A 26,582-nucleotide genomic window follows, 5' to 3' on the forward strand; every position below is an offset into this window, starting at 1 on the left:
TGCCCACGTCGCCGTAACCGGCGACCACGGCCACTTTGCCGGCGATCATCACGTCGGTGGCGCGCTTGATGGAGTCCACCAAGGATTCGCGGCAGCCGTACAGGTTGTCGAACTTGCTCTTGGTCACCGAATCGTTCACGTTGATGGCGCGGAACATCAAGCTGCCCTTGGCGGCCATCTCGTTCAGGCGCAACACGCCGGTGGTGGTCTCTTCGGTCACGCCAATGATTTGCGCGCCCTTGCGGCTGTACCAGGTGGGGTCCACGGCCAACTTGGCTTTGATGGCGTCGAACAAACAGACTTCTTCTTCGCTGCTGGGGTTGGCGATGAGTGAGGCGTCGGTTTCGGCGCGCTTGCCCAGGTGCATGAGCAAGGTGGCGTCGCCGCCGTCGTCCAGAATCATGTTGGGGCCTTCGCCTTCGGTGCCCGGCGCGCCAGCAGGTGCGCCCTTCACGCCCGCGCCAAATTCAAAAATGCGGTGGGTGTAGTCCCAGTACTCGGCCAAAGACTCGCCCTTGATGGCGAACACCGGCGTGCCTTTGGCGGCAATGGCAGCGGCGGCGTGGTCTTGGGTCGAGAAGATGTTGCAAGAAGCCCAGCGCACATCGGCGCCCAAGGCTTGCAAGGTCTCGATCAGCACCGCCGTTTGGATGGTCATGTGCAGCGAACCGGTGATGCGCGCGCCCTTCAGGGGTTGGGCTTGGCTGAACTCTTCGCGGATGGCGATCAGGCCAGGCATTTCGGTTTCAGCGATTTTGATTTCTTTACGGCCCCAGTCGGCCAAGCCGATGTCGGCGATCACGCAGTCGGCGTTGAGGGTGGAAGGCATACGTGCATTCATGAGAAAAGCTCCAAGCAATGTGAATGAACCACAAGCGTGGGCGCAGGCACTGAATTGGGGAAAACAGGCTCACCGCACGTCGTGTGGATGAGCGTCGTTGCTGTTTGAAGGTTCCGAGCCTCACGCCTGCTGCCAGCTGAAGGGGCTGGTGGGCGCTGCAACGCTCCTCGGAAGCGCGAATTCTAACGCAGTCTGCCGGATACCAAGGGGCGAGCAGGCCTTTTGTCGGCCGGTCTTTCCTGCCCTGGGCTCAGGCGCACAGGACCAAGGCCGCCAGCGGCGCGGTTTCGGCCCGCAAGACACGCGGCCCCAGGCTCACGGGCACAAACCCGGCGGCCAGGGCCGCTGCCTCCTCTGCTGGGCTGAGGCCACCCTCGGGGCCACTCAGCACGGTGAGCGGTGTCAGGGGCTGGCCCAGGGCTGGGGCTTGCACCTGCGCCACAGCGTGTAGGCCCTCGGCCAGCGACAGCACCCAGCGCTCGCCAAGCGGGGCTTTTTGAACCCACTCGGCCAGTGTTTGGGCCGGGTGCATTGTGGGGACGCGGTTGCGCCCGCACTGCTCGGCTGCGGCCACAGCCACAGCCTGCCAGTGGGCCGCTTTTTTTTCGGCCCGCTCGCCTTTGAGCTTGAGCACACTGCGCTCAGCCACCAGCGGGGTGATGCTGGCCGCGCCCAGTTCGGTGGCTTTTTCCACCAGCCAGTCCATGCGCTCGTTGGCGGTGATGCCCACCAACAGGTGAACGGCGCGGGCGGCTTCGCGCTCCACCGCGTGGTGGGTGTCGATCTGCACGTCCACATCGCTGCGCCCCATGCGGGTGATGGTGGCGACGAACTCGCCCCCCTGGCCGTTGAACAAGGTGATGGCTTTGCCCGGCTGCAGCCGCAGCACTTGCACATGACGGGCAGCGCCCGCGGGCAAGCTCAGATGCAAGCCTTCGGCCAGCGGAGCGGGGCAGTAAAAGCGCGCCATGCTCACATGCGCCCGTAGGCAAAACCGACCTGAGGCGTGCTGCCTTCGATCTCGTCGATCAGCTTCAGCAGCGGGCCAAGCTCGCGGTAACGGTCGCAGGTGCGGCGGATGTAGTGGATGAAGCGCGGGGCGTCGGCCAGGTATTTGGCCTTGCCATCGCGCAAGCTCAGGCGGGCAAAGATGCCAGCCACTTTCAGGTGGCGCTGCAGGCCCATCCACTCCACCGCGCGGTAAAAAGCGCCAAAGTCGCTGTGCCAGTCCTCAAAGTCCATCAAGCCGGCTTGGCGGGCTTTTTCCCAGTAGCGGATGGTGATGTCGAGCACGAAGTCTTCGTCCCAGCTCAAAAAGGCGTCGCGCATCAGGCTGGCGATGTCGTAGCTGATGGGGCCATACACCGCGTCTTGAAAGTCCAGCACGCCCAGTTGAGCATGGCTGCCAAAAGGCATCATCAAATTGCGCGGCATGAAGTCGCGGTGCACATACACGCTGGGCGCGGCCAGGTTGCGCTGCACGATCAGGGCAAAGGCTTTGGCGAGCACCTCGGCTGGCTTGCGGTCCAGCTGCACGCCCCGGTGCTGTGCCACATACCAGTCGGGGAACAGGCTCAGCTCGCGCTGCAGCAAAGCGGCGTCGTAAGGCGGCAACACGCCCGGGCGCGAGGCCATTTGCCACTGCAACAGCGAGTCCACCGCTTGCATGTAAAGACGGTGGTTGGCTTGCGGGCGCTCGGTGTCGATGGCCGACATCATGGTGGCGTCGCCCAGGTCGCTCAGCAGCATGAAACCGTGCTGCGGCTGCCAGTCCAGCACCTCGGGGGCGTTCAGGCCTGCGGCTTGCATCAAGCCAGCAATGCGCACAAAAGGCTCGGAGTTTTCTCTGTCAGGCGGCGCGTCCATGACGATGCGGCTGGCGCCGTGGGCGGTGTCCACCCGCAAATAGCGCCTGTAGCTGGCATCGGCCGAGGCCACCCGCACGCTGGCGGGCAAAACCGCTTGCGCGCTCGCCAAGCTGGACAGCCAAGTGTTGAACAAAGCCTGACGAGCCGGATCGGCCCAATCGACAGGGACTGTGGGGTTGCAAGCGATCGGGTGGGTTGGGGTGGGGTGGCTCATGGATAATCGGATTTTACAAAGCCTGCAACAGGCGCATGCACTTGTACCGCCCGCGTCTTCCTAACCTCTTGCCCACCGCTGTGCCCCTTTCCCCCGCCTACCGCAGTCCTTCGCCGATGGCCAGAGCCCCTTTGCGGGCTGCGCTGAACTGCGTGGCCGCGGCCCTCGTGTGGCTCAGCTTGGGCACCCCGCCGCACGCTTTTGCGCAGCAGCCTGGCCTGAGTCCTGGCTTGGTTTTGCGCAGCAGCCCCTTGCTGGAGGAGGCCATTTCAAAGCGCCAAGCCGAGCAAGGGGCGCTGTACCTGCAAGGCGAACGCCTGCGCTTGCGGCCCGATTTGGATGTGCTGGTCGATGGCCAAGCGAGCATACGCAAGCCCGGTCTGAGCATCCAGGCCAAGCACTTGTCCTACGACCAAAGCCAAGACTTGGTAGAGGCCACAGGCCAAGTGCGCATAAGCAGACCCAGCAGCCTGCTGACGGGCCCGCAGCTGCGCTTGCAAGTGGACAGTTTCCAAGGCACTTTGTCACAAGCGGCGTTCGAGATGCACAGCAGCGGCGGTTACGGACAATCCGGCAGCATCGAATTTTTGGACGACACCCGTTTGCTGGTGCGCCAAGCCAGCTACACCACCTGCAAGCGCAAGCCAGGGCCAGAATGGTTGCCCGAATGGGTGCTCAAGGCGACGCAGCTGACCTTGGACGAAGAAGAGTCCACCGTCCAAGCCGAGGGTGTCCAGCTGCGCTTTCACGACCTGCCTGTGCTGGCCATACCTGCGGTCAGTTTTCCCATGAACACAGGCCGCAGGTCGGGCCTGTTGCCGCCCGTGGTGGGCATCACCACCAACAGTGGCATTGAGGTGGCCCAACCGTATTACTTTGACATTGCGCCCAACCGCGACGCCACCGTGACCACCCACCTGATGAGCAAACGTGGTGTGGCGCTGGACTCGGAGTTTCGTTACCTGGAGCCCGACTACAGCGGCCAGGCCCGGCTCAACTTGATGCCCTCTGACCGCTTGCGCGACCAGAGCCGTTGGGCCTGGTCAAGCCAGCACAATGGCAGTTTGGACACGGGTTTGAGCCATGTGGGCCGGATTGGTTTGGGCCTGAGCCTGAACCGGGTCAGTGACGATGATTATTGGCGCGACTTTCCGCGCTCGGGTTTGGTGTTGACCCAGCGCTTGCTGCCATCCACGGGGGTTTTGAGTTGGGGCCGTGGCAACTTGAGCATGAGCGCGCAGGTGCAGCGCTGGCAAACCCTGCAAGATGTCACTGCCCCCATCGCCCCGCCTTACGACCGTGCGCCGCAAATTGGCTTGCGCTACGCGCAGTGGAGCGCTGACGGCTTGGACTGGTCGGTGCAGGCCGACAGCACCCGATTTGAAGCCAACTACAGCCGAATTCCAAACAGCTCGGCTGTTCCGAGCAATGGCGAGCGCAGCTTTGTGTTGGCGCAAGTCAGTCGCCCGTGGATTCGCCCATGGGGTTTTGCGATCCCCAAGCTGCAGCTGCACGCCACCCGATACCAGATGGACCTGCCGCTGCAGTCGGGTGCTTATTCGGCCAACCGGACATTGCCCACCTATTCACTCGACACCGGCTTGGTCTTTGAGCGCGAAACGCAGTGGTTTGGCCGGGGCATCACGCAGACCTTGGAGCCCCGCGCGTTTTATGCACGCACGCCTTTTCAGGACCAAAGTTTTTTGCCGGTGTACGACAGCGGCGCCACCGATTTCAATTTGTCCACGATTTACAGCGAAAACATCTATGTCGGCCAAGACCGCTTGGCCGACAACGATGCTTTGACTTTGGGTGTCACCAGCCGGCTTTTTGATGCCAACAATGGCGCTGAAATGCTGCGCCTGGGCATCGCCCAGCGCATGCGGTTTTCTGACCAACAAGTGGTGCTGCCGGGCCAGCCCGCCGCACCCTCCGGCCAGAGTGACTTGTTGCTGGGGGCGGGTGTGCGCTGGGACGAACGCTGGGCGCTGGATGGCGCGTTACAAATCAACAACCAGACCGACAGTGTCAGCCGCACCACCTTGCAAGTGCGCTACAGCCCCAGCCCCTACCGGGTGGTGAACATGGCATACCGCCTGAACCAAGGCGCGAGCGAACAGCTGGACTTGGGCTGGCAGTGGCCCTTGGGGGATTTGCTGGGTCGGCGTGACAGCGCAGCTGAAAGCGCCTGGACCCGCACGCCCGGCCAAGGCTTGGGCCCTGACCGCTGGTACAGCGTGGGGCGTTTGAACTACAGCATGACCGATCAGCGTTTTGTGGACAGTTTGTTGGGGCTCGAATACGACGGGGGCTGCTGGATCGGCCGCATCGCTTTTGAGCGCAATCAAAAAACCGTCTTGGCCGCCACCAGCCGCTTGCTGTTCCAACTTGAATTCATTGGCCTGGTCCGAGTGGGCGCCAGTCCGTTGGAGAGCTTGCGAAACAACATCCCGCGCTACCAAAATTTGCGCGACAACTCTTTTGAACCCAGCCGGTTCCAGCACTATGAATAAACATCTTTTTCCTGTTCGTGTCCGCTGGCTTGGCTGGGCTTGGCTTTGCGTCGTCGCCGCTTGGCTGCCGCTGGGCGCGCATGCCCAGGGCCCGGCCCCAAGCCCGGATGCGTCTGCGCCTGGGGCAGTCAGGTCGGCCGATTTCATCGTCGCGGTGGTCAACAGCGAGCCCATCACCAACCAAGAAGTGCAGTCCTTGGCCCTGCGTCTTGCGCGTCAAGCGCAGGCGCAAGGCCGCACGCTGGACGCGCCCGAAGCCAAGCGGCTGGCGCTGGCGGAACTGATCAATGAAAAAGCCCAAATCCAGCAAGCCCGCGACACGGGCATCGTGATCGACGAGGAGGCCGTGAACCAAGCCGAAGCGGGCGTTGCCAGCAACAACCAACTCACGCGCGAAGCGCTGCGCCAGCGCTTGCAGCAAGATGGCGTGTCTGTGAGCAGCTTCCGTGCGCAACTGCGCAACCAGTTGCTGCTCAACCGTGTGCGCGAGCGGGAGGTGGAGGCGCGCATCCGCATCAGCGAGGCGGAGATTTCTGCGTTTTTGCAAGCGCAAATCAAAGCCCAAGCCGCGAGTGCCCAAGCCGATCTGAACTTGGCCATGATCCTGATCGCGGTGCCCGAAAACAGCACGGCTGAACAAATCAAGCCACTCGAAGACTTGGCCCGTGAAGTGGCTCGGCGCGCCAGCAGCGGTGAGGACTTTGCCGCATTGGCCCGCTTGTTCTCACAAGCGGTCGATCGGGGTGCCAACGGTGGCGTCATGGGGCTGCGCCCCGCTGACCGCTACCCCGAGTTGTTTGTGCAAGTCGCCGCTGGCTTGCCCGTGGGCGGCGTATCCGAGGTGTTTCGCTCGGGTGCGGGTTTTCATGTGCTCAAACTGCTGGAGCGCCAACAAGCGCCCACGAGCTTGCTTGTCGCGCAAACCCGAGCAAGGCATATTTTGTTGCGCCCAAGTCCTCAGCTCGGCCAAGCCCAAGCGCTGGCGCAGTTGGCAGCCTTGCGGCAAGACATCGTTGCCGGCAAAGTTGATTTTGCCGACGCGGCCAAGCGCCTGTCGCAAGACGGCAGTGCGGCACAGGGCGGCGACCTGGGCTGGGCCAGCCCCGGCATGTTTGTGCCCGAGTTCGAAGCGGCCATGAACCGCCTGCGCCCCGGCCAAGTGGCCGAGCCCTTGGTGTCACGCTTTGGGGTGCACTTGATTGAGGTGACCGACCGGCGCAATGCCCCGATGAGCGATGCCGAGCAACGCGAATTGGCGCGCAAAGTCTTGCGCGAAAGGAAACTCGACGAGGCCTATCTCGCTTGGGCCGAGGAGGTGCGTGGCCGCGCCTATGTTGAGCTGCGCGAGCCTGCCCAATGAAGCACATCGCACGCAAGCGTTTCGGGCAACACTTTTTGACAGACGGCAGCATCATCGCTGCCATTGTGGATGCGATCACGCCGGTGGCGGGTCAGCCCATGGTCGAGATCGGCCCCGGACTGGCTGCGCTCACGCAGCCGCTGGTCGAGCGGCTGGGGCGTCTGACGGTGATTGAGCTGGACCGTGACTTGGCGGTGCGCTTGCGCGAACACCCCCAGCTGACGGTGGTCGAGTCGGATGTGCTGAAGGTGGATTTTCGGGCGCTGGCAAGGCAGATGTTGGCCAGCGCCACCGCCGCACCTTTAGGCAAAATCCGGGTCGTTGGCAACCTGCCCTACAACATCTCTACCCCCATTTTGTTTCACTTGCTGGCCCAGGTCGAGGTGATCGAAGACCAGCATTTCATGCTGCAAAAAGAAGTCGTCGACCGCATGGTCGCCAAGCCCAGCACCTCGGACTACAGCCGTCTGTCGGTCATGTTGCAGTGGCGCTACGAGATGGCCAATGTGTTGTTGGTGCCGCCCGAGAGCTTTGACCCCCCTCCGCGTGTGGACAGTGCCGTGGTGCGCATGGTGCCGCTGGCCCAGCCCCCTGTGCTCCAAGTCAAAACCTTGGAAATGCTGGTGCAGGTGGCGTTCAGCCAACGCCGTAAAATTTTGCGCAACACCTTGGGCAAGTGGCTGGATGAAAAGGGGTTTGCCGGACAGTTTGATTTGCAGCGCCGCGCCGAAGAGGTGACTGTGGCCGAGTTTGTCGCCTTGGCGCAGGCCGTCTGAAGGCCTTTGAGGCCCTTGTGCAAAACACCTTGGCAGCAGCTTGAGCCATCAAAAAAGCCCGTCATTGACGGGCTTTTTGAGTTTGAGCGGCGGCGCTGCGCAGCGCTGCGCCGTGCCCTGTGGTCAGGCAGCTGCCAACCAGTAGCCTGCGTTGAATGGGCTGCTCATGCGCAGCGCCAAAGGCGACACGTCCACCAATTTGTCGGTGGGCATTTTTTCGCCTTCCTCCGCCGAACCGGCCACGCTGCCGTCTTCGGTTTGTGCCTCTATCGCCCGTCCTGCTTGGCTGTTTTGCGCAGAACGGGCTACAGAAAAGAATAGAAGCATCGGAAGGGTACCTTCCTGTCTCCCCAGTAATCCGCCGTGTCGCGGAAGATGTCCAGCAATTGCTCGCGGGCTTCTTTGTCAAATTTGACATGCGCAGGAATCTGCTCCAACACCACGATGAAGCCAGGCTGTGGGCCAGACTTGTGCAGTGGATCGGTCATGCAGTCGTACAAGGCATCAAAATTTTTGCCAAAGTGCGAAGGCAGTGTGAATTGCGCGCCAATCAGGTCGAGCACATCTTGTTTGCTCTGGGCGGGGGCCAGATTGGCGTACAAAAAGTGGTGCCCTAAGCCTTGGGCGGCCTCTTGCAAGTCGTTCACGCGGTAAGCGCGAATGGACTGCACGATGTTCGACCGCACGCCCTTCAGGGGCGTGTCATGGTCTTGACGTGTCAGCATGTCCATCTCCGTGGTCTTTCTTGAGAACTGAAAATCAGGGTTATTCGACGATCAAGCGAAAACTCGCGTAATGGTCTTGGGTGTAGTAACAGGTCTTGGGTTGGGTGGGCACCTGGCCGCCGCAAACAATGCGGCGAGCACCGCGGTGACGCACGCCGGGTGTCCTGACGGTGTATTCGCGGTAAAAGCCTCGGTTGTGGCGTGGCAAAAGGCGCTCTCGGTTGCCAAAAACCGTGCCGTCTTTCTCGTAAGGGAAAGGTCCACCCAGGTGGATCAGTCGGTAGGTTTCTTGGCCCTCGCGAGGCATCTCATGGCGCTGTATCGTGGCCTGAACTTGAACCTCAGAAGGTGGTTTGGCTTGCACCAAAAAAGTGCATGCCGCCAAAATAAAGCCCATCAGTGTGGCAAACCACCACCGACGGGCCCAAGCTTGTTGTCCCACCCTCATCGATACACCTTTCAGGAGCATCCGGGTTTACCCGAAAACTCGAAGGCGCTAGTTTGTATCAAATGCGATAAAAATGCAAGCGAATGCCCAATAAACAAGCAAAGACAGCTTGCAAGCCTGGTTCACATGTGGGTACGCACTTCGGTTTGACCTTTTAACCTGAGCGCGCAACGTTGGCGTCGGCCACGGTGAGGGCGGTCATGTTCACGATCCGGCGCACAGTGGTGCTGGGCGTCAAAATATGCACAGGCTTGGCGGCACCCAACAACACAGGGCCCACCGCAATATTGCCGCCCGCCGCTGTTTTGAGCAGGTTGTAGGCAATGTTGGCGGCGTCGATGTTGGGTAAAACCAACAGGTTGGCGTCGCCCAACAAGGTGCTGTGGGGCATCAGCGCTTGGCGGGCCGCGGTGTCGAGGGCAAGGTCACCATGCATTTCGCCGTCGACCTCCAACCACGGTGCGCTGTGGCGCAACAAGGCCAGCACTTGACGCATCTTGATGGCGCTGGGCTGGTCGGAAGAACCAAAGTTGGAATGGGACAGCAAAGCCGCCTTGGGCTGCAGGCCGAAACGCCGCATTTCTTCCGCGGCCATGAGGGTGAACTCGGCCAGTTGCTCGGCAGTGGGGTCGTAGTTCACGTGCGTGTCGACCATGAACACTTGGCGGCCCGGCAGCATCAAACCGTTCATGCACGCATAAGTGTGCACGCCAGCTCGCTTGCCAATGACTTGGTCGATGTACTGCAAGTGCATGGGGTTGGTGCCCCAGGTGCCGCAAATCATGCCGTCCACATCGCCCTTTTGCAGCAACATGGCACCGATCAAAGACAGGCGGCGGCGCATTTCAATTTTGGCCATTTGCTGGGTGATGCCCTTGCGCTCGGTCATGCGGTGGTAGGTTTGCCAGAAATCGCGGTAACGGTGGTCGTCTTCGACGTTGACGATGTCGTAGTCGAGCGCCTCTTTCAGGCGCAGCCCAAACTTGTCAATGCGCTCCGCGATGACTGCAGGACGGCCAATCAGGGTGGGGCGGGCAATGCCCTCATCCACCACGATTTGGGCCGCGCGCAGCACCCGCTCTTCTTCGCCTTCGCTGTAGGCGACACGCTTTTTCAGGGCCCGTTTGGCGGCTGTGAAGATCGGTTTCATCATGGTGCCCGAGGCATAGACAAAACTTTGCAAGCGCTCACGGTAAGCGTCCATGTCGGTGATCGGGCGCGAGGCCACGCCGCTTTCGGCGGCAGCCAGCGCCACGGCCGGGGCAATTTTCATCATCAAGCGCGGGTCAAAGGGCTTGGGAATCAGGTATTCAGGACCAAAGGCCAAGGGCTCGCCCACATAGGCCGCGGCCACCACTTCGCTTTGCTCGGCCTGGGCCAGCTCGGCAATCGCGTGCACAGCGGCAATTTCCATCTCCAGTGTGATGGTGGTCGCACCGCAGTCCAAAGCGCCCCGGAAGATGTAGGGGAAGCACAAGACGTTGTTCACCTGGTTGGGGTAATCGGTGCGGCCGGTGGCCATGATGGCGTCGTCGCGCACCGCCTTGACGTCTTCTGGGTCGATCTCGGGGTTGGGGTTGGCCAGCGCAAAAATCAGCGGCTTGGCGGCCATGGACTTGACCATGTCCTGCTTGAGCACACCACCGGCCGACAGGCCGAGGAACACATCGGCCCCAGCGATCACCTCGCGCAAAGTGCGGTGTTCGGTTTTTTGGACAAACTGGTCCTTGTCTTCGTCCATCAACTCGGTGCGGCCCGCGTAAACCACGCCTGCCAAATCGGTGACCCAGATGTTTTCACGCGGTATGCCCAGCTTGACCAGCAAGCCCAAACAGGCCAGCGCCGCTGCGCCCGCACCCGAGGTCACGAGTTTGATCTTTTTCGGGTCTTTGCCGACGATTTTCAGGCCGTTCAAGATGGCCGCGCCCACCACGATGGCGGTGCCGTGCTGGTCGTCATGAAAGACCGGAATCTTCATGCGCTCGCGCAACTTGCGCTCAATGTAAAAGCAATCGGGGGCCTTGATGTCTTCGAGGTTGATGCCGCCAAAAGTGGGCTCTAGAGAAGCGATGATCTCGACCAATTTGTCCGGGTCTTTTTCGTTGATCTCGATGTCAAACACGTCGATGCCCGAGAACTTCTTGAACAAGACGCCCTTGCCCTCCATCACCGGCTTGCTGGCCAGCGGGCCAATGTCACCCAAGCCCAGCACAGCCGTGCCATTGGTCACCACGCCCACCAAGTTGCCCCGGCTGGTGTACTTGAACGCGTTGGCCGGGTCTTTGACGATTTCTTCACACGGCGCGGCCACGCCAGGCGAGTAAGCCAGGGCCAAATCGTGCTGGTTGACCAACTGCTTGGTCGGGGCGATGGCGATTTTGCCGGGGGTCGGGAACTCGTGGTATTCGAGGGCGGCTTTGCGCAATTGGGCGCGTTTTTCGTCGGCTTGGACCTTGTTGGTCATGCGTCATGCTCCGTGGTGTTGGGTGCTGCCTTGGCCACTGGGCTTGAACAGTCGGTGTGAATTTTGTGGAATTTGTCACTTTGTGGGGGTGACAGATCGGCGTCAGTTTCATTGTAGACGCGCGAAGGTGTGCCCAGGCTGTGGTGCCTTGCCTCAGCAAGTGGTTTGGCTTTTGACTTGGCCGCACGAATGCGCACCCATGGGCTGGGCCGCCACGGCGCTTGTCAACGCAGATGCTTCCAGGCTTTGTGCTGCAAGGCCTGCGCCACGCTGGTGGATCGACCCTCTGGAATCACTTGAAACTTGGCCCCAGCTTGCAAGTGGCCGGTCTGCTCTACCGCGAGGTAAAACCCGCAACGCCCACTGCGCACCATGTCTTGGGCGGCCTTTGCATAGCCCATCACGGCATTGAATTTGCCGCAGGGCTCGCGCGGCTGCGTCACGCGCAAAACCACGCCACCAAAGTCCAGCCGGTCGCCGATGAACAGCTCGTGCTCCAGCACACCCGTGAGGCTGAGGTTTTCGCCCAAATAACCAGGGGCCAAGCTTTCTTCAAACAACGTTGCGCCACGGGTTTGTCGCTGCGCCTGCCACCAAGGCAGATGCTCGGCGGGCAAGGCATACACCGCTTTGCGCAAACCACCGTGCACCGACAAATCGGCCTGCTCGTCGCCCGCGAGCCCCAGCGGCCCCAACACCACCGGGCCCTGCACGCTGCTTTTGCCAATGGCCGAGACCAGCTTGCGCGCCCCCACTTTCAAGGGGTGAACCTGGCCGGTCTGAATTGACACCAGCTGGCCCGATGTTGGCATGGGCGTGGGCATGGGCATGGGCATGGGCGTAGGCCCATCAGCCCCGCATCAAGGCTTCGATCTCGTCGGCCTTGACCGGCACGCCCCGCGTGATCAACTCGCAACCCGTGGCGGTCACGATGGCGTCGTCTTCGATGCGGATGCCGATGTTGTGAAACTGCTCAGGCACGCCCGGTGCCGGCCGCACATACAGGCCCGGCTCGATGGTCAGCACCATGCCCGGCTGCAAGATGCGGCTGGGGCGGTCTTTGATGGTCTCGCCGCTCAGCGGGTCTTGGCGTTCGTTCACCTGCCCCACTTGTGAGGGCTCCACGTAGCTGCCACAGTCGTGCACGTCCATGCCCAGCCAGTGGCCAGTGCGGTGCATGTAAAACTGAAAATAACTGCGGTTGGTGATCACGTCTTGCGCGTTGCCCACCTTGTTTTTGTCGAGCAAACCCACATCCAACAGGCCCTGTGCCAACACCGCCACGGTGGCCTCGTGCGGGTCCACAAAACGCGCACCCGCCTTGGTCGCGGCCACAGCAGCGTCTTGTGAAGCCAAGACCAAGTCGTACAAAGCGCGTTGGGGGCCGCTGAAACTGCCGTTGGCCGGGAAGGTGCGGGTGATGTCGCTGGCATAGCCATCGAGTTCGCAACCGGCGTCGATCAGCACCAAATCGCCGCTTTTGATCAGGCCAGCGTCTGCGCGGTAATGCAGCACGCAGGCATTGGCCCCGCCCGCCACGATGGAGCCGTAGGCCGGGTACTGCGAACCGTGTTGGCGAAACTCGTGCAGCAACTCGGCGTCCAGGTGGTATTCACGCAGCGCTTGGCCCGCGCGCAGCATGCTGGCGCTGCGCTGCATGGCGCGGATGTGGGCCCCCGCGCTGATGGCCGAGGCGCGGCGCATGGTGTCTTGTTCGTGCGCGTCTTTCACCAAGCGCATCTCGTCGAGCAGGCTGCACAGGTCGCGCTGCTGCTCTGGGCACAAAGCGCCGTAGCGCACGCGTGCGCGCACCGACTGCAGCCAGCCGCTCACCAAGCTCTCCAACCCGCTGTGGATGGCAAAGGGGTACCACACGGTGCTGCGGTTTTCCAGCAACTTGGGCATCTGCGCGGCCATCTCGCCGATGGGCAAAGCCCGGTTCACACCCAAAGCGGCGGGCGCGGCCGCAGGCCCCAAGCGGATGCCGTCCCAGATTTCGCGTTCCAGGTCTTTGGCTTGGCAAAACAGCGTGCTCTCCCCTTCGGCCGTGATCACCAAACTCGCATGGGGTTCGGTGAAGCCGGTCAGGTAATAAAAGTAACTGTCGTGCCGGTACAAGTAGTCGCTGTCGCGGTTGCGCGCTCGTTCGGGCGCGGTGGGAATGATGGCGATGGCGCCAGCGCCCAGTTGGGCGGCAAGGCGGGCGCGGCGCTCTGCGTAAAGCGGTGAGTTTTCAGTCATAGGGTGAACCGTTGGACACAAAAAACCCATTATGTGCGTTCAGTTGAACGCCCAGTGCCCACACGGTCACCCGGGTGCCTGCAGATGAGGCCCTGTCGTTTGCGACAGGTGTGGGCGGTGCCGCTGGCGGCGCTTTTGATAGGTAAGGTCCCCATGGTCCCTGAGCCCATGGCAGCTGGGCTGAGGTGCAGTGCTTAGGCGTGTGCCTCCAGCGCTGCGCCCAGCGCGGGTGCAGACGGCTTCAACCGTTCAACTGCGCCAGCCGCTGCGGCGTGCCCACATCCGTCCAGTCACCCGTGAACAGCTCGCCCGTCACTTGGCCGCGGTCCATGGCCGCGCGCAACAGGGGCGCCAGCGCCAGCGCCACGCCCTCGGGGTTGCCGGTGGGCAAACCGCAGTCCGCGAAAAACCCTTTTTTGTACAGCGCGATGGTGCTGAAGGTGTGGTCACGGCCCGCTGCACCTGGGGGCAGGTTGAGCACTTGGCCTGTCTTTGAGAGGCCAAAGTCTCCGCCCGGGTTGTGCGCCGGGTTGGGCACCAAGCACAGGTGCGCCAAGGCTTGGCTGGCTGCAAAGCGCTGCACCGCCTCTGGCGAGAACACAAAATCGGGCGCGAACACATCGCCCGCCACCACCCAAAACACATCGGCCAGCTGCGGCAAGGCCCGCACAATGCCGCCTGCTGTTTCGAGCGCCTGCCCAAAGTCTCGCGCCTCATGCGAGTAAGCCATCTGTACCTCGGGCAAGCCAGGCCATGTGACCCGGTCGCCAAAATGCGCTGGGATTTGTTCGCCCAGCCAAGCCGTATTGACCAACTGGCGGGTGAAGCCGCCCCTTGCCAGGGCCTGCATAGCCCACTGCATGAGCGGCTGACCGCGCACGCGCAGCAAGGGTTTGGGGGTGGTGTCGGTCAAGGGGCGCATGCGCTCGCCGCGTCCGGCGGCCAGCACCATGGCTTGGGCCTGCCAGGGTCCAGGGTGACGGTGTTCAGGCATGCGCTGCGGCTGCGTGGCGCGGTGCGACGCGAGCCCCCATGGCCTCGCCCATGACGATGGGCCGGGCGGGCGTCCAATCGGCGTTAAAGCGCATTTCGCCTCGTGGAAACAGCATCACCACGGTGGAGCCGAGCAAAAAGCGCCCCATCTCCTCGCCTTGCGCCAGATTGACGCTGCCCAGCTCGTAAGCCCATTCGCGCACAGCGCCGGGGCGCGGCGGGTTGACCACCCCGTGCCACACCGTGGCCATGCTGCCCACAATGGTGGCACCCACCAGCACCATCACAAAGGGGCCGTGCGCGCCCTCGAACACACACACCACCCGCTCGTTGCGCGCAAACAAGCCCGGTACGCCACGCGCTGTGTTCGGGTTGACTGAGAACAAATCGCCTGGCACATAAACCATGCGTGTGAGTCGCCCCGCGCAAGGCATGTGGATGCGGTGGTAATCGCGCGGGCTCAGGTACAGCGTGGCAAATTCGCCGTCTTGAAACGGCGCGGCCAGCGCCGCATCGCCGCCCACCAGGGCGCGGGTGCTGTAACTGTGGCCCTTGGCTTGAATCACCTGATCGCCCACAACAGCGCCGCACTGGCTGATGGCCCCGTCCACCGGGCTGACATACGCCGCACTGGCCAATGGCCGTGCATCAGCCCGCAAAGGCCGCGTGAAAAATTCGTTGAAGCTTTTGTAGCTGGCCGTGTCCGGCTTGGCGGCCTCCATCATGTTCACGTTGTAGCGCTTGACAAACCAGTTGATGATGCCGGTGGTGGCGCTGCCCCATTGGCTGCCCGCGACCCAGCCCGCAAAGGCGGTCAGGGCTTGTTTGGGGATCAGGTACTGCGGCAAAACCGCCAGGCGGTCAGAAAAAGAAGGAGACATGAGGGGGGGCGCGGGCGCTTCAAGAGAAGGTGCTGATTTTATCGGGCAGCCCGCATGAAGCTTTTGGGCCGTGCTGCCCCTTTGGGAGTCCACCCCCGCAGCTGAGGGCTTGCGCTACAGCAGGCAAAATGCAGGCATGAAAACCCCCTTGCTTTCGGTCGAACACTTGGTCAAACGCTACGGCAACGCCACGGTGGTCAACGGCCTGTCTTTCCATATTCAACCCGGCGAATGCCTGGGCGTGATCGGCCCCAATGGCGCGGGCAAAACCACCACGCTGCGCATGTGTTTGGGCTTGTGTGAGCCCGATGGCGGAGACATTCGCTACTTTGATGGCCTGCAAATGCCGCGTGATGCCTTGGCCATCAAGGCCCGCTTGGGCGTGGTGGCACAGCAAGACACCTTGGACCCGGACTTCACGGCAGAAGAAAACCTGATGGTGTTTGGCCGTTACTTTGGCTTGCCCGACGCGGTGATCCGCGAGCGCATTCCCCAGCTGCTCGAGTTTGGCGCGCTCAGCCACAAGGCCAAGGCCAAACCCGGTGAGTTGTCGGGCGGCATGAAGCGAAGGCTGAGTTTGTCGCGCGCCCTGATCAACCGCCCGCAGCTTTTGATGCTGGACGAGCCCACCACGGGCCTGGACCCACAGGCGCGCCACCTGATGTGGGAGCGGCTGCAGTTGCTGCTGCAAGAAGGCAAGTCCATCTTGCTCACCACCCACTTCATGGACGAGGCCGAGCGCCTGTGCTCGCGCCTCTTGGTGCTGGACCACGGGCGCAAAATCGCCGAAGGCAAACCCCGCGATTTGATTGCCCAGCACCTGGAGCCCGAAGTGGTCGAGGTGTTTGGCCAAGGCGCGGTGCCGCTGGCGCAAGAGGCCAGCCTCAAAGCGCTGGCTGGGCGGGTCGAAGTCAGCGGCGAGACGGTCTTCTTTTACACCCAGGACAGCCGCGCCTTGATGCACGCGCTGGAGGCGTGGCCTGCGATGCGCACGCTGCACCGACCCTCCAATCTGGAAGACCTGTTTTTGAAATTGACCGGACGCCAGATCCGCGAGGAAGCTTAAGCCATGAGCCAAATTCAAAACAACATTTGGGCCGCGCCCCGCCTGTCCATGCGCTGGTGGCCGGTGTTTTTGCGCAACTGGTTGGTCTGGAAAAAACTGGCCATCCCCAGCTTGGTGGGCAACATCGCCGAGCCGCTCATGTGGTTGGTGGCCTTTGGCTATGGCATGGGCGCGCTCATCGGGCAGGTCGAGATCGGCGGCGAGAAGGTGCCCTACATTTTGTTTTTGGCCAGCGGCAGCATCTGCATGAGCGCCATGAACGCAGCCACCTTTGAGGCGCTGTATTCGGCGTTCTCGCGCATGCATGTGCAAAAAACCTGGGACGGCATCATGAACGCCCCGGTGCGGCTCGATGACGTGGTGCTGGCCGAAATGCTGTGGGCCGCCTTCAAGGCGCTGTTCAGCGTTACGGCCATCCTGCTGGTGATGCTCGCTTTGGGCATCAGCCACAGCTGGAAGCTGCTGGTGGCCTGGCCCGTGCTGCTGGGCGTGGGCATCACCTTCAGCTGCATGGCACTGATCTTCAATGCGTTGGCCAAGGGCTACGACTTTTTCACCTACTACTTCACCCTGTTCCTCACGCCCATGATGTTCCTCTCGGGCATCTTTTTCCCGCGTGAACAGTTGCCCGGCTTTGTGCGCGCCATCGCCGACTGGCTGCCGCTGTCGGTGGCGGTGGACCTGGTGCGCCCGATGTTCTTGGACCGCTGGCCCGACGAACCCGTGCGCCTGGTGGGGGTGTTGGCGGCTTTTACGGGAGTGTCGTTTTGGGTGGCGCTGGCCTTGACGAGGAAGCGGTTCAGGAGTTGAGGGTGGATGTCCTCGGCTCTGCGTCAATCACCCGTCTTGACTGGACGGTGGGCCAGCGCATGGCCCGCCTGGGGCGGCAGCTGAGCGCAGATTTTGGGCGTGGCTTTGAGGCGAAGAATCTGCGCCGCATGCTGCAGTTTGTGCAGGCCTTCCCCGAGCCCGACAATGTCGCATCACGGGTGCGTCAATTGAGTCAAGCGCGTTGGGGTGTGGGTGATGCGGCGCTCGGCATTGCCACGCCGGATGGCTTCGCTCAAAGGGGCGGAGTTGCGAGTTAAATTTTTATAAGCATGTATATTAGATTGTCGATATACATCGATAGACATTCATAAAGTTCACACCTCAGGAGTCGCCATGGATCCCGTGAGAAACCCATTTGCCCCCGGCGCCGGAAACAGACCGCCAGAACTTGCCGGTCGGGAGCTCATTCTCCAAGATGCGCAGGTCGCCATTCAAAGGGCGCTGTTGGGTAAACCCAGCCGCTCACAGATGCTGCTGGGTTTGCGTGGCGTAGGCAAGACGGTGCTGCTGAACAAAATCGAGTGGATGGCCGAGGCGGCGGGGCACGTGACATCTTCGATCGAAGCGCCAGAGGGCAAGGCGCTCAGTGAGTTGCTCGTGCCAAAAATCAATCAAGCCTTGCGCAAACTATCGACATCGGAGAACGCGAAGGCCAAAACCCACCAGGCGCTTCGGGCACTTCGCTCTTTCGCCTCTGCGTTCAAGCTCAGCTATGGAGAGGCTTCAATTTCTGTCGATCCGGAGGTGGGCGTTGCGGACAGCGGAGACATGGAGGCGGACCTGCCCGAATTATTCGTCCGTGTTGGCGAGGCGGCAAAGTCTGCGGGCAAGGCCTGGACCTTGCTCATTGATGAAGTGCAGTACCTGCGTTCTAAAGATCTGGCCGCTTTGATCGTGGCGCTCCACAAAGTCAATCAAAGAGATCTGCCTGTCTTGTTCTTCGGAGCGGGGCTGCCGCAGGTGGCGGCTCTTTCGGGCGATGCGAAATCTTATGCTGAGCGGCTCTTTCATTACCCAGCGGTGGGTGCGCTTGAGGCCGAGGATGTCGAGACCGCCATCAGGCAGCCCATCGAAGCTGAGGGTAAGTGGATTGATGACAACGCGATCCAAGAGATTTTGCTCAGGACCAAAGGCTATCCCTACTTTTTGCAAGAGTGGGGTTATCAGTGCTGGAGCCTCGCTGAGGGTCCGCGCATCCAGCTAGAGGATGCTTCAAAGGCAGCTGGAGAAGCGATAAAAAGACTGGACGAAGGCTTTTTTAAGGTGCGATTTGATCGCTTAACACCCAAGGAGCGAGAGTACGTGATGGCGATGGCCAAGCTTGGCGCTGGGCCTTACAGATCATCGGACATTGCAGACGCACTGAAGGAAACCCATCAAAGTCTGGGGCCGCGGCGCGCGCAGATCATCAGCAAGGGCATGATCTACAGCCCATCGCATGGCGATATCGCTTTCACCGTTCCCCTGTTCAACGAGTACTTGGTCCGTAACTACGTGCAAAAACCGAGCAAAGCCTAGCAGCGCGGCAGGCCATTGATTCTGACCGCATGAAATGCGCGACAGGTGCATCAAGCTGCTCGGTTGCCAGCCAAGCCCTCCACCCACGCGATTTGCTTGGGCAAACACCGCGTCTCCAAATCGTAGTTTTCCACCGCAAAAGCCCGAGCCTGTCCCCCCAGCCTGGCCCGCTCAGTCGGGTCATCGCACAGCGCAATCACCTGCTGGGCCAGTGCCGCCGGGTCAAAAAAGTCCACCAGCTGGCCGGTTTCGCCATGGCGAATGGCTTCGCGCACCGGAGTGGTGTCGCTGGCCACAATGGCGCAGCCTGCGCTCATGGCTTCGAGCAGGCTCCAGCTGAGCACAAAGGGGTAGGTCAGGTAAACGTGCACGGTGGACACCTGCAGCACGCGCAAGAACTCGGCATAGGGCACCTTGCCGACAAAGTGCACACGTGACAGGTCCAGCGTGTCTTTGACTTCGTTCAAGAAAATCTCGCGCCATGTTTGTGCTTGACCGCCGGGCCCAGGCGGTGGCGCAGCGCCGTAGCTGACCTCGTTGCCGCCGATGATCACAACGCGGGCTTGCGGGCGGGCCTTCAGGATGGTGGGCAGCGCCCGCATGAACTGGTGGTAGCCGCGGTAAGGCTCGAGGTTGCGGTTGACAAAGGTGATGACTTCGTCGTTTTGGCCCAGCTGCACAAGGCCTTGCACGGTTTGCACGCGGATGCTGGCGTTTGCATGGGGCTTGACCTGATCGGTGCGGATGCCGTCATGGATCACGGCGATGCGCGAGGCAAACGGTTGGGGAAACACCGAGGCCTGCCAGTGCGTGGGCGCGATGCCGGCATGCGCTCTTGGAAAGTGCAGCTCGTAGTTGGCGTTTTTCATCTGCAGGCGGCAGGCGTTGTCGGCCACGGCTTGGCCAAATTCCGGGTCAAAGTCGCTGTCTGCGCCCTCGGCCAGGTAGAAAAACTCGCAGTAAATGCCCAAGCGTGCCTGCGGCCAGACGTGTTGCAAAAACAGGCTTTCGCCCCAGCCGGGGTGGGCCACGATCACATCGGGCACAAAGCCTTGTTCGCGCATTTGGACGGCCGCTTGCCAGGTGGCTTGGCCGCGCAGGGTTTTGACTTCCAGATCGGCCACCCAGCGGTGCGTGCCTTGGCCAGGGCGGCCTGCCACGGCATAACGCACCAGCGCCACGCCGGGGATAGGCGGGCAAGCGTTGAGGTGCAGGGCCACCACGCGGTGACCTTGGCGCGCCATGGCAGGGGCCAGGTGCTTGAACTGGCCTGGAAAGTTCTGGTGGACGAAAAGGATGTTCATGGGGATCTGAGAAAACTGAATCATTGCACGGCAAAACCCGACCCAAATGATGACGCTGTGACGCCATGCCTGCACGGCTTGGGCAAACGGTTGTGCAGGGCAGCTGCCTGGGGCGGTGTGTGGTTTGTCAATCCCGTAAGCGACCAAATTCAATACATTTGTTCAGCTATTTTTGAAAAATTTTCACTTTAAATTTGATTTTAAAAGGGTTTTTACCAAGTTTTTTAGTGGCGTTTTGGCCTAAATTGAATATGTCAGACCTCGGTGACCTGGGGTTTTTCAAAGCCAAGCAACCACCGAATGAAAAAATCGGCAACAGGAGATCAACGTGAAAATAACCCGACTCAGTGCTGCCTTGCTCGCAGCAACCTTGGCCACCGGGGCTTATGCCCAGGCCGGCAAGGACAACCTCAACACGATGAAGCAGATGAAGGTCGCCACGACCGATCTGAACATCCCCGTGGTGCCGCAAACCGGCCGCAATGCCGACGCCATCCGCAACAACCTGAAGAAAATCAAGCTGCCCGAGGGCTTCAAGATCGAGCTGTTTGCCGTGGTGCCCGATGCGCGCCACATGGCCATTGCACCGTCCACCAACATGCTGTTTGTGGGCACGCGCAAAACCACCGTCTGGGCCGTGACCGACCGCAACAGCGACGGCATTGCCGATGAGGTGAAGTCCTTTGCGCCCTCGCTCAACTTCAAGGTGCCCAACGGCGTGTGCTGGACCAAAGACGGCTTTTTGATCGTGGCCGAGCACAACCGCGTGCTGAACTTCCCCGCCGCCGAGTTTTTCTATGAAGGCCCCGATGTGGCGGTGATCGAGGTCGTGCCCCAGGGCAAACTGATCCCCACCGAGCACGAGTCTTACAACCACGGTGCCCGCACCTGCCGCGTGGGTCCGGACGGCAAGCTGTACTTGACTTTGGGCCAACCCTTCAACGTGCAGCCCGCCGACAAAGTCGATGAGTTCAACCGCTTGGGCATTGGTGGCATTGTGCGCATGGACCCCTTTAGCGGCGGTGGCCGTGAGGTGTTCAGCATCGGCATGCGCAACTCGGTGGGCCAAGACTTCAACCCCAAGGACGGCACGCTGTGGTGGACCGACAACCAAACCGACGGTTTGGGCAACGATGTGCCGCCCGGCGAGTTGAACCGCTCCACCAAAAAGGGTGAGCATTTTGGTTACCCCTACTGGAACGGCAAGTTCAAGGTGGCCGGCACATCGGCTGCGCCGGACCTCAAGGACATGAAAGAGCCCGCCAACGCGGTGTTCCCTCAGGTCGAGTTCCCTGCCCACCAGGCGCAGTTGGGCATGACGTTCTACACCGGCAACAAGTTCCCCGCCAAGTACCGTGGAGGCATCTTTGTGGCCGCGCACGGCTCATGGAACCGCAGCCCTGCCAGTGGTGCGCTCATCAACTTTGTCTCGCTCAAAGCCGATGGCACAGCCGACAAGTCTGAGGTCTTTGCCGAAGGTTGGTTGAGCCCTGAAACCGGTACCTACATGGGTCGCCCAGTCGACGTGGCCGTCATGAAAGACGGCTCTATGCTGATTTCAGACGACTTCGTGGGTGCGATTTACCGCGTGACTTACGGCAATTGATGCCGCTTTGAACCCAGGCACCCGCTTCGCAGCGGGTGCCTTTTTTACTCATGAAAAGATGCCACATGTTGTTGAACTCCCCTTTGAAAATGTGCACTTGGGCCATCGCATGGGCTGTGTTGGCGGCAGCTTGGTCAACAGCCCAAGCCGCTGACGCCAAAGCGGGCCAAGTCAAGGCCAATATGTGCGTGACTTGTCACGGCGCGTATGGTTTGTCCACCATGCCCAACGCCCCCCATCTGGCGGGGCAACCGGCCATCTACATTGAAGAGCAGCTCAAACAATACCGCAGCGGCAAACGCGCCAACGAGGTGATGGCGGTGATGGCCAAACCCTTGACGGACAGTGAAATCGAAAATTTGGCGGCTTGGTACGCCTCGATCCCGATCGAGGTTGGACAGCCGCGCTGAAAGCTTTTTGCCTGATGCGGTGGTGCGCAACTGGTCGCGCTACCTGTTACGCCACTTGTTACGCCACCCGTAGCGTCACCCTTGCGCCGTCTCTTCCACCTTCGGTCGAATAGATGGGGCCGATGCCCCTGAATTCATTGTCTGTCACACCCGAAAGCAGTCCCCATGAACACGTCATTTCGCCCGCACTTGTCGCCCTTGTTGCTGCCCATGCTTCGCCCGGTGGCCTTGGCTGTGGGGCTGTTGTGCCTGGCCAGCGCGCATGCGCAAAACGCAGATGAGCCCGCTGCGCTGACCGATGCCGGTGCCTTGTCGCCCATGGTGGTGACTGCTGAGCGCGCCAGCGGCGGCGTGTGGCGCGGAGCGGGCTCGGTGGACGTGGTCGAGGGCGATGCGCTGCGCGAGGGCCAAGCCCAGGTCAATTTGTCTGAAAGCTTGGGCCGTGTGCCGGGCTTGGTGATCCGCAACCGGCAAAACTACGCCCAGGACTTGCAAATTTCGGTGCGCGGCTACGGCGCCCGTGCCACCTTTGGCGTGCGCGGCGTGCGTTTGTTTGTCGACGGCATCCCGGCCAGTGCGCCCGACGGCTCGGGCCAAGCGGCCAATTTTCCGCTGGGCAGCGCCGACCGCATCGAGGTCGTGCGCGGCCCGATGGCGGCGCTGTACGGCGCTTCGTCGGGTGGCGCATTGCTGCTCTATACTGAAGACGGCCAACGGCCTGCGCAGTGGCGCACCGGTTTGGTGGCGGGTTCGGACGGTCTGTGGCGCTTGTCCACCCAGGCCGCAGGCCAAACCGGCACAGCGCAAGAGCCTGGCTGGTCCTACGCGCTGGACCTGAGCCGGTTTGAAACCGACGGCACGCGGCCCCAGTCGGCGGCCGACCGCAGCACAGCCAATTTGAAACTCTCTCGCCCACACCAAGGCGGCCGCACGGTGCTGGTGTTCAACCGGCACAGCAGCTTTGCGCTGGACCCGCAGGGCCTTGACCGCGCTGCGTTTGACCTTAACCCTGAGCAAACCAATGCCGGTGCGTTGGAATACAACACCCGCAAATCAGTGGCACAGACCCAATTGGGTCTGGCCTTCGAGCAAGCGTTGGGCAACGGGCACAAACTGGAGTTGATGGGCTACGGTGGCCAGCGCCAAGTGGTGCAGTACCAATCCATCGCGCCCGGGGCACAGGCCGCGCCGGGCAGCTCGGGCGCAGTGATCGACCTGGACCGTGACTACTGGGGCTGGAACGCCCGCTGGCGGCACGAGCGAGAGTGGCAAGGTGGGCGTTTGTCGCTGAGCGCCGGGGTGGCCGCAGACCACCAAAGCGACAACCGCAAAGGCTATGAAAACTTCATCGGCACCACCGTGGGCGTGCAGGGCAAACTGCGCCGCGACGAGCTCAACCGCGCCCAAACGCTGGACCCGTATGTGCAAGCTGAGTGGCGCACAGAAGGCCTGACGCTCATGGGGGGCGTGCGCCAGACCCGCACCGACTACGAATCGAATGACCGCTACATCGTGGGCAACAACAAGGACGACAGCGGCCGCAAGGATTACCAATCCACCTTGCCGGTGGTAGGCGCGCGTTGGCAGATCGACCCGACATTGCAAGCCTTTGCCAGCATCGGCAAAGGCTATGAAATCCCCACCCTCAACGAAGTGGCCTACCGCAGCGGTGGGGTGTCGGGCTTCAATACCGAACTCAACGCCGCCCGCAGCACCAGTGCCGAACTGGGCCTGCGCGGCCGCGCCGACACATTGCGCTGGAGCGCCACGGCCTTTGACATCCGCACCGACGACGAGATCGTGGTACAAAACAACACGGGCGGTCGCACCACGTTCCAGAATGCCGGGCGCACCCTGCGCCAAGGTCTGGAGCTGGCGGGCGAATGGCGCACCGGTCCCATCACACTCACATCGGCCTACACCCGGATGCGGGCTAACTACCAAGATGCCTTCATGACCTGCGTGGTCACCTTGTGCCCCAACGTGAACGCGCCGGTGCGAGTGCCTGCGGGCAACCAGATCCCCGGTTTGCCCAAGCAGCAACTGTTTGCGCAAGCGGCCTGGGACACGGGCTGGGCGGGCAGCCGGGTGACGCTGGAGGCGCGGCATGTGGGGCGCGTGATGGTCAACGACCTGAACACTGACGCAGCGGCGGCGCACACCGTGTTCAACCTGGGCGTGCAGTTCAAGCAAGAGCGGGGCGACTGGACGCTTCGAGAGTTCGTTCGGGTGGACAACCTGAGCGACCAAAAGCACGCGGGCTCGGTGATCGTGAACGATGGCAACAAGCGTTTCTTTGAGCCGGGACCGGGACGCAAATTGCTGCTGGGGCTGGAGGCGCAGCGCCGGTTCTGAAGGGGGCCTGCGCCAGGTCGGTCTTTTTGGGCTTGCGCTGCCCCGGCTTGGCCGGACTGTCAGCCAAGCCCCTGCTCAGCCCCGTTAAGATCCTTGCTTTTGAGTCTCCCCACTTTCAAGGAACAAAAAGCATGAGCATCCAGACCGTAGGCATCGTTGGCGCAGGCACCATGGGCCACGGCATCGCACAGACCTGTGCGGTGTCGGGCATGCAGGTGGTGATGGTCGACATCTCCGACGCGGCCGTGGCCAAGGGTCTGGCCAGCGTGGCCAGCAGCTTGGACCGCTTGGTCAAAAAAGAAAAAATCAGCGAGGCCGACAAGGCCGCAGCGCTGGCCCGCATCCAGGGCTCCAGCAACTACGACGACCTGAAAAGTGCCCAACTGGTGATCGAGGCGGCGACCGAAAACCACGAGCTGAAAATCAAAATCTTGCAGCAGCTCGACGGCCTGCTGGCCCCGGGCGTGATCATCGCATCCAACACCTCGTCGATCTCCATCACCCAGTTGGCCGCCGCCACGCAGCGCGCCGACCGCTTCATTGGCATGCATTTTTTCAACCCCGTGCCCATGATGGCGCTGGTGGAAATCATCCGTGGCCTGCAGACCAGCGACGCCACCCACGACGCGGTGCACGACATGGCGCTGGCGCTGGGCAAGACCCCGATCACCGTGAAAAACGCTCCCGGTTTTGTGGTCAACCGCATCCTGGTGCCCATGATCAACGAGGCCTTTTTTGTGCTGGGCGAAGGCTTGGCCGAGGCCGAGGCCATCGACGCGGGCATGAAGCTCGGCTGCAACCAGCCGATAGGCCCGCTGGCGCTGGCCGACATGATTGGCCTCGATGTGTGCCTGGCCGTGATGGAGGTCTACCTCAAAGAGTTCGGCGACAGCAAATACCGCCCCAGCCCCTTGCTCAAAGAAATGGTGGCTGCGGGCCGCCTGGGTCGCAAGACTGGGCAGGGCGTCTACAAGTACTGAGCAGCTTTGCGGGCAGCGACGCGGCAGTTCGCTGGTGTCGCATGAACAGCCATGGATGGCCACGCTTCGCTCGCCATGACGCAATCCGTGACGCAGGCCGTGACGCAATCCGTGACGCAATCCGTGCCGCAGGCCGTGCCGCAGGCCATGCCGCAGGCCATGCCGCAGGCCATGCCGCAGGCCATGACGCATGCCGTGCCGCAATCCGTGCCGCAATCCGTGCCGCAGGCCATGCCGCTCGTTTTGCGCAAAGGGTGTGAACGTGTCAGCCTGTCACCCGTGCGAAAGGCCTATCGGGCGCCGCGCTCTAGCATCCAGCCATGAACACCAGCGCCCACCCCGAAGGCCAGATCGACTGCAGCGTGCACGGTGCCGTCCTGCAAATCTGCATCAACCGCCCGGCCAAGCGCAATGGCTTCACGCCCAAAATGTTCCGCGAGTTGGGCGAGGCCTACACCCGGCTCGACGACGACCCCGCCTTGCGTGTGGGCGTGCTGTGCGCGGCGGGCGCGCATTTCACTGCGGGGCTGGATTTGCCCACCATCGCCCCCCTGATGCAGCGCGGCGAAAAAGCCGTGCCCTTGGGCTTGGTCGATCCTCTGAATTTGGGCATGGAGGGGTATCGGCGCCGCGTCAAGCCCATGGTGGCGGCGGTGCAGGGCATCACCTACACGCTGGGCATCGAGCTGATGCTGGCGGCCGACATCGTGGTGGCGGCCGACGACTGCCGGTTCTCGCAGCTGGAGGTGCAGCGTGGCATCATGGCCACGGGCGGCGCGACCTTGCGCATGGCCGAGCGGGCAGGTTCGGGCAACGCGCTCTTGCATCTGCTCACGGGCGATGTGTTTGACAGCGCCGAAGCCCTGCGCCTGAACTTTGTGCAAAAGGTGGTGCCTGCTGCGGGCCTCTTGCCCGAGGCCATGCGCATCGCCGAATTGATCGCCGCGCAAGCCCCGCTGGCGGTGGTGGCCACGCGGCAAAACGTGCTCAAAGCGGTGGAGCAAGGCCCGCTGGTGGCCATGCACGACTTTTTGCCGGTGCAGCAGCGCCTCTCGCGCAGCGAAGACGCGGCCGAGGGCGTGCGCTCGTTTGTGGAAAAGCGCGCTGCCCGCTTCACCGGGCAGTGAGGCCGCACTTGCCCAGCGGCAGGCTTGTCCGCAGCGGCGACAGGCCGTGCCCCACAATCGG

General features: G+C 62.0%; 25 protein-coding genes and 1 riboswitch. Of the genes, 13 read left to right on the forward strand and 12 right to left on the reverse strand.

Annotated features, from left to right (window positions below; all coding sequences use genetic code 11):
- From ACIQ39_RS01825 to ACIQ39_RS01835, 3 genes are all read right to left on the reverse strand, one after another.
- On the reverse strand, nt 1-841 hold an 841-nt coding region (locus ACIQ39_RS01825), incomplete at its 3' end, for an adenosylhomocysteinase (protein ID WP_396432900.1).
- An 82-nt stretch (nt 842-923) separates the two neighbouring features.
- Nucleotides 924-1,016, reverse strand: a riboswitch (S-adenosyl-L-homocysteine riboswitch).
- A gap of 75 nt (nt 1,017-1,091) precedes the next feature.
- Entirely contained in the window at nt 1,092-1,811 is a 720-nt protein-coding gene (locus tag ACIQ39_RS01830) for a 16S rRNA (uracil(1498)-N(3))-methyltransferase (RefSeq protein ID WP_396432901.1), read from the reverse strand.
- A gap of 2 nt (nt 1,812-1,813) precedes the next feature.
- Nucleotides 1,814-2,923 (reverse strand): aminoglycoside phosphotransferase family protein, encoded by a 1,110-nt coding sequence (locus tag ACIQ39_RS01835; RefSeq protein ID WP_396432902.1) that lies wholly within the window; start codon nt 2,921-2,923, stop codon nt 1,814-1,816.
- Nucleotides 2,924-3,003: 80 nt separating this feature from the next.
- Here ACIQ39_RS01835 and ACIQ39_RS01840 point away from each other — a divergent pair, with 80 nt between their 5' ends.
- Genes ACIQ39_RS01840 through rsmA form a run of 3 tightly spaced genes read left to right on the forward strand, consistent with a single transcriptional unit; the run spans nt 3,004 to nt 7,572 of the window.
- On the forward strand, nt 3,004-5,436 hold the full coding sequence (locus tag ACIQ39_RS01840) for an LPS-assembly protein LptD (RefSeq protein ID WP_396432903.1): 2,433 nt from the start codon (nt 3,004-3,006) through the stop codon (nt 5,434-5,436).
- Entirely contained in the window at nt 5,429-6,796 is a 1,368-nt protein-coding gene (locus ACIQ39_RS01845; protein ID WP_396432904.1) for a peptidylprolyl isomerase, read from the forward strand. Before ACIQ39_RS01840 ends, ACIQ39_RS01845 begins: the two co-directional genes overlap by 8 nt.
- A complete protein-coding gene (rsmA, locus tag ACIQ39_RS01850) occupies nt 6,793-7,572 on the forward strand; it encodes a 16S rRNA (adenine(1518)-N(6)/adenine(1519)-N(6))-dimethyltransferase RsmA (RefSeq protein ID WP_396432905.1) in 780 nt (259 codons plus the stop codon). The genes ACIQ39_RS01845 and rsmA overlap by 4 nt, the downstream gene beginning before the upstream one ends.
- A 123-nt stretch (nt 7,573-7,695) precedes the next feature.
- On the opposite strand, the gene ACIQ39_RS01855 is transcribed toward rsmA, so the two are convergent.
- The 8 genes from ACIQ39_RS01855 to asd form a co-directional block, all read right to left on the reverse strand.
- On the reverse strand, nt 7,696-7,899 hold the full coding sequence (locus ACIQ39_RS01855) for a hypothetical protein (RefSeq protein ID WP_396432906.1): 204 nt from the start codon (nt 7,897-7,899) through the stop codon (nt 7,696-7,698).
- Nucleotides 7,878-8,297, reverse strand: a complete 420-nt coding sequence (locus ACIQ39_RS01860) for a barstar family protein (RefSeq protein WP_396432907.1) — start codon at nt 8,295-8,297, stop codon at nt 7,878-7,880. Before ACIQ39_RS01860 ends, ACIQ39_RS01855 begins: the two co-directional genes overlap by 22 nt.
- A 40-nt stretch (nt 8,298-8,337) precedes the next feature.
- Nucleotides 8,338-8,745 (reverse strand): ribonuclease domain-containing protein, encoded by a 408-nt coding sequence (locus ACIQ39_RS01865; RefSeq protein WP_396432908.1) that lies wholly within the window; start codon nt 8,743-8,745, stop codon nt 8,338-8,340.
- A 154-nt stretch (nt 8,746-8,899) separates the two neighbouring features.
- Nucleotides 8,900-11,209 carry an NADP-dependent malic enzyme gene (locus tag ACIQ39_RS01870; RefSeq protein ID WP_396432909.1) on the reverse strand — a complete coding sequence of 770 codons (2,310 nt, stop codon included), beginning with the start codon at nt 11,207-11,209 and terminating at the stop codon, nt 8,900-8,902.
- Between the two features lie 224 nt (nt 11,210-11,433).
- Nucleotides 11,434-12,045 (reverse strand): MOSC domain-containing protein, encoded by a 612-nt coding sequence (locus ACIQ39_RS01875; RefSeq protein WP_396432910.1) that lies wholly within the window; start codon nt 12,043-12,045, stop codon nt 11,434-11,436.
- A 13-nt stretch (nt 12,046-12,058) separates the two neighbouring features.
- Nucleotides 12,059-13,450 (reverse strand): aminopeptidase P N-terminal domain-containing protein, encoded by a 1,392-nt coding sequence (locus ACIQ39_RS01880; protein ID WP_396432911.1) that lies wholly within the window; start codon nt 13,448-13,450, stop codon nt 12,059-12,061.
- A 241-nt stretch (nt 13,451-13,691) separates the two neighbouring features.
- Nucleotides 13,692-14,444 (reverse strand): NDP-sugar synthase, encoded by a 753-nt coding sequence (locus ACIQ39_RS01885; RefSeq protein WP_396432912.1) that lies wholly within the window; start codon nt 14,442-14,444, stop codon nt 13,692-13,694.
- Nucleotides 14,437-15,324 carry an archaetidylserine decarboxylase gene (asd, locus tag ACIQ39_RS01890; RefSeq protein WP_396432913.1) on the reverse strand — a complete coding sequence of 296 codons (888 nt, stop codon included), beginning with the start codon at nt 15,322-15,324 and terminating at the stop codon, nt 14,437-14,439. The genes ACIQ39_RS01885 and asd overlap by 8 nt, the downstream gene beginning before the upstream one ends.
- 136 nt (nt 15,325-15,460) lie before the next feature.
- Here asd and ACIQ39_RS01895 point away from each other — a divergent pair, with 136 nt between their 5' ends.
- The 4 genes from ACIQ39_RS01895 (at nt 15,461) to ACIQ39_RS01910 (ending at nt 18,739) form a co-directional block, all read left to right on the forward strand.
- Entirely contained in the window at nt 15,461-16,390 is a 930-nt protein-coding gene (locus tag ACIQ39_RS01895) for an ATP-binding cassette domain-containing protein (RefSeq protein ID WP_396432914.1), read from the forward strand.
- A gap of 3 nt (nt 16,391-16,393) precedes the next feature.
- On the forward strand, nt 16,394-17,200 hold the full coding sequence (locus tag ACIQ39_RS01900) for an ABC transporter permease (protein ID WP_396432915.1): 807 nt from the start codon (nt 16,394-16,396) through the stop codon (nt 17,198-17,200).
- Between the two features lie 2 nt (nt 17,201-17,202).
- Nucleotides 17,203-17,478 (forward strand): DUF1016 N-terminal domain-containing protein, encoded by a 276-nt coding sequence (locus ACIQ39_RS01905; RefSeq protein ID WP_396432916.1) that lies wholly within the window; start codon nt 17,203-17,205, stop codon nt 17,476-17,478.
- 76 nt (nt 17,479-17,554) lie between these two features.
- Nucleotides 17,555-18,739 carry an ATP-binding protein gene (locus ACIQ39_RS01910; RefSeq protein WP_396432917.1) on the forward strand — a complete coding sequence of 395 codons (1,185 nt, stop codon included), beginning with the start codon at nt 17,555-17,557 and terminating at the stop codon, nt 18,737-18,739.
- Nucleotides 18,740-18,789: 50 nt separating this feature from the next.
- On the opposite strand, the gene ACIQ39_RS01915 is transcribed toward ACIQ39_RS01910, so the two are convergent.
- Nucleotides 18,790-20,043, reverse strand: a complete 1,254-nt coding sequence (locus ACIQ39_RS01915; RefSeq protein ID WP_396432918.1) for a glycosyltransferase — start codon at nt 20,041-20,043, stop codon at nt 18,790-18,792.
- A gap of 328 nt (nt 20,044-20,371) precedes the next feature.
- Here ACIQ39_RS01915 and ACIQ39_RS01920 point away from each other — a divergent pair, with 328 nt between their 5' ends.
- The 6 genes from ACIQ39_RS01920 to ACIQ39_RS01945 all read left to right on the forward strand — a co-directional run bounded on the left by ACIQ39_RS01920 (nt 20,372) and on the right by ACIQ39_RS01945 (nt 26,521).
- Nucleotides 20,372-21,649, forward strand: a complete 1,278-nt coding sequence (locus ACIQ39_RS01920) for a PQQ-dependent sugar dehydrogenase (RefSeq protein ID WP_396432919.1) — start codon at nt 20,372-20,374, stop codon at nt 21,647-21,649.
- 65 nt (nt 21,650-21,714) lie between these two features.
- A complete protein-coding gene (locus ACIQ39_RS01925; RefSeq protein ID WP_396432920.1) occupies nt 21,715-22,059 on the forward strand; it encodes a c-type cytochrome in 345 nt (114 codons plus the stop codon).
- A gap of 165 nt (nt 22,060-22,224) precedes the next feature.
- A complete protein-coding gene (locus ACIQ39_RS01930) occupies nt 22,225-24,414 on the forward strand; it encodes a TonB-dependent receptor family protein (protein ID WP_396432921.1) in 2,190 nt (729 codons plus the stop codon).
- Between the two features lie 131 nt (nt 24,415-24,545).
- Nucleotides 24,546-25,394 carry a 3-hydroxybutyryl-CoA dehydrogenase gene (locus ACIQ39_RS01935; RefSeq protein WP_396432922.1) on the forward strand — a complete coding sequence of 283 codons (849 nt, stop codon included), beginning with the start codon at nt 24,546-24,548 and terminating at the stop codon, nt 25,392-25,394.
- A 51-nt stretch (nt 25,395-25,445) separates the two neighbouring features.
- Nucleotides 25,446-25,718, forward strand: a complete 273-nt coding sequence (locus tag ACIQ39_RS01940) for a hypothetical protein (RefSeq protein ID WP_396432923.1) — start codon at nt 25,446-25,448, stop codon at nt 25,716-25,718.
- Nucleotides 25,715-26,521: a crotonase/enoyl-CoA hydratase family protein gene (locus ACIQ39_RS01945; protein ID WP_396432924.1), complete on the forward strand. Its 807-nt coding sequence runs from the start codon at nt 25,715-25,717 to the stop codon at nt 26,519-26,521. Before ACIQ39_RS01940 ends, ACIQ39_RS01945 begins: the two co-directional genes overlap by 4 nt.
- Nucleotides 26,522-26,582: the final 61 nt, after the last annotated feature.

The sequence above is a fragment of the Limnohabitans sp. genome, assembly GCF_044361645.1.
Taxonomy (GTDB): domain Bacteria; phylum Pseudomonadota; class Gammaproteobacteria; order Burkholderiales; family Burkholderiaceae_C; genus Limnohabitans_A.

Excerpts from the sequence above, each read along its gene's own strand:
- ACIQ39_RS01870 (WP_396432909.1), bottom strand. The coding sequence starts at position 11,209 with ATGACCAACAAGGTCCAAGCCGACGAAAAACGCGCCCAATTGCGCAAA.
- ACIQ39_RS01855 (WP_396432906.1), bottom strand. The coding sequence starts at position 7,899 with ATGCTTCTATTCTTTTCTGTAGCCCGTTCTGCGCAAAACAGCCAAGCA.
- ACIQ39_RS01865 (WP_396432908.1), bottom strand. The coding sequence starts at position 8,745 with ATGAGGGTGGGACAACAAGCTTGGGCCCGTCGGTGGTGGTTTGCCACA.
- ACIQ39_RS01915 (WP_396432918.1), bottom strand. The coding sequence starts at position 20,043 with ATGAACATCCTTTTCGTCCACCAGAACTTTCCAGGCCAGTTCAAGCAC.
- ACIQ39_RS01945 (WP_396432924.1), top strand. The coding sequence starts at position 25,715 with ATGAACACCAGCGCCCACCCCGAAGGCCAGATCGACTGCAGCGTGCAC.
- asd (WP_396432913.1), bottom strand. The coding sequence starts at position 15,324 with ATGTCTCCTTCTTTTTCTGACCGCCTGGCGGTTTTGCCGCAGTACCTG.
- ACIQ39_RS01875 (WP_396432910.1), bottom strand. The coding sequence starts at position 12,045 with ATGCCCATGCCCATGCCCACGCCCATGCCAACATCGGGCCAGCTGGTG.
- ACIQ39_RS01925 (WP_396432920.1), top strand. The coding sequence starts at position 21,715 with ATGTTGTTGAACTCCCCTTTGAAAATGTGCACTTGGGCCATCGCATGG.
- ACIQ39_RS01860 (WP_396432907.1), bottom strand. The coding sequence starts at position 8,297 with ATGCTGACACGTCAAGACCATGACACGCCCCTGAAGGGCGTGCGGTCG.
- rsmA (WP_396432905.1), top strand. The coding sequence starts at position 6,793 with ATGAAGCACATCGCACGCAAGCGTTTCGGGCAACACTTTTTGACAGAC.
- ACIQ39_RS01900 (WP_396432915.1), top strand. The coding sequence starts at position 16,394 with ATGAGCCAAATTCAAAACAACATTTGGGCCGCGCCCCGCCTGTCCATG.
- ACIQ39_RS01845 (WP_396432904.1), top strand. The coding sequence starts at position 5,429 with ATGAATAAACATCTTTTTCCTGTTCGTGTCCGCTGGCTTGGCTGGGCT.
- ACIQ39_RS01885 (WP_396432912.1), bottom strand. The coding sequence starts at position 14,444 with ATGCCTGAACACCGTCACCCTGGACCCTGGCAGGCCCAAGCCATGGTG.
- ACIQ39_RS01830 (WP_396432901.1), bottom strand. The coding sequence starts at position 1,811 with ATGGCGCGCTTTTACTGCCCCGCTCCGCTGGCCGAAGGCTTGCATCTG.
- ACIQ39_RS01940 (WP_396432923.1), top strand. The coding sequence starts at position 25,446 with ATGGATGGCCACGCTTCGCTCGCCATGACGCAATCCGTGACGCAGGCC.
- ACIQ39_RS01910 (WP_396432917.1), top strand. The coding sequence starts at position 17,555 with ATGGATCCCGTGAGAAACCCATTTGCCCCCGGCGCCGGAAACAGACCG.
- ACIQ39_RS01895 (WP_396432914.1), top strand. The coding sequence starts at position 15,461 with ATGAAAACCCCCTTGCTTTCGGTCGAACACTTGGTCAAACGCTACGGC.
- ACIQ39_RS01835 (WP_396432902.1), bottom strand. The coding sequence starts at position 2,923 with ATGAGCCACCCCACCCCAACCCACCCGATCGCTTGCAACCCCACAGTC.
- ACIQ39_RS01880 (WP_396432911.1), bottom strand. The coding sequence starts at position 13,450 with ATGACTGAAAACTCACCGCTTTACGCAGAGCGCCGCGCCCGCCTTGCC.
- ACIQ39_RS01935 (WP_396432922.1), top strand. The coding sequence starts at position 24,546 with ATGAGCATCCAGACCGTAGGCATCGTTGGCGCAGGCACCATGGGCCAC.
- ACIQ39_RS01930 (WP_396432921.1), top strand. The coding sequence starts at position 22,225 with ATGAACACGTCATTTCGCCCGCACTTGTCGCCCTTGTTGCTGCCCATG.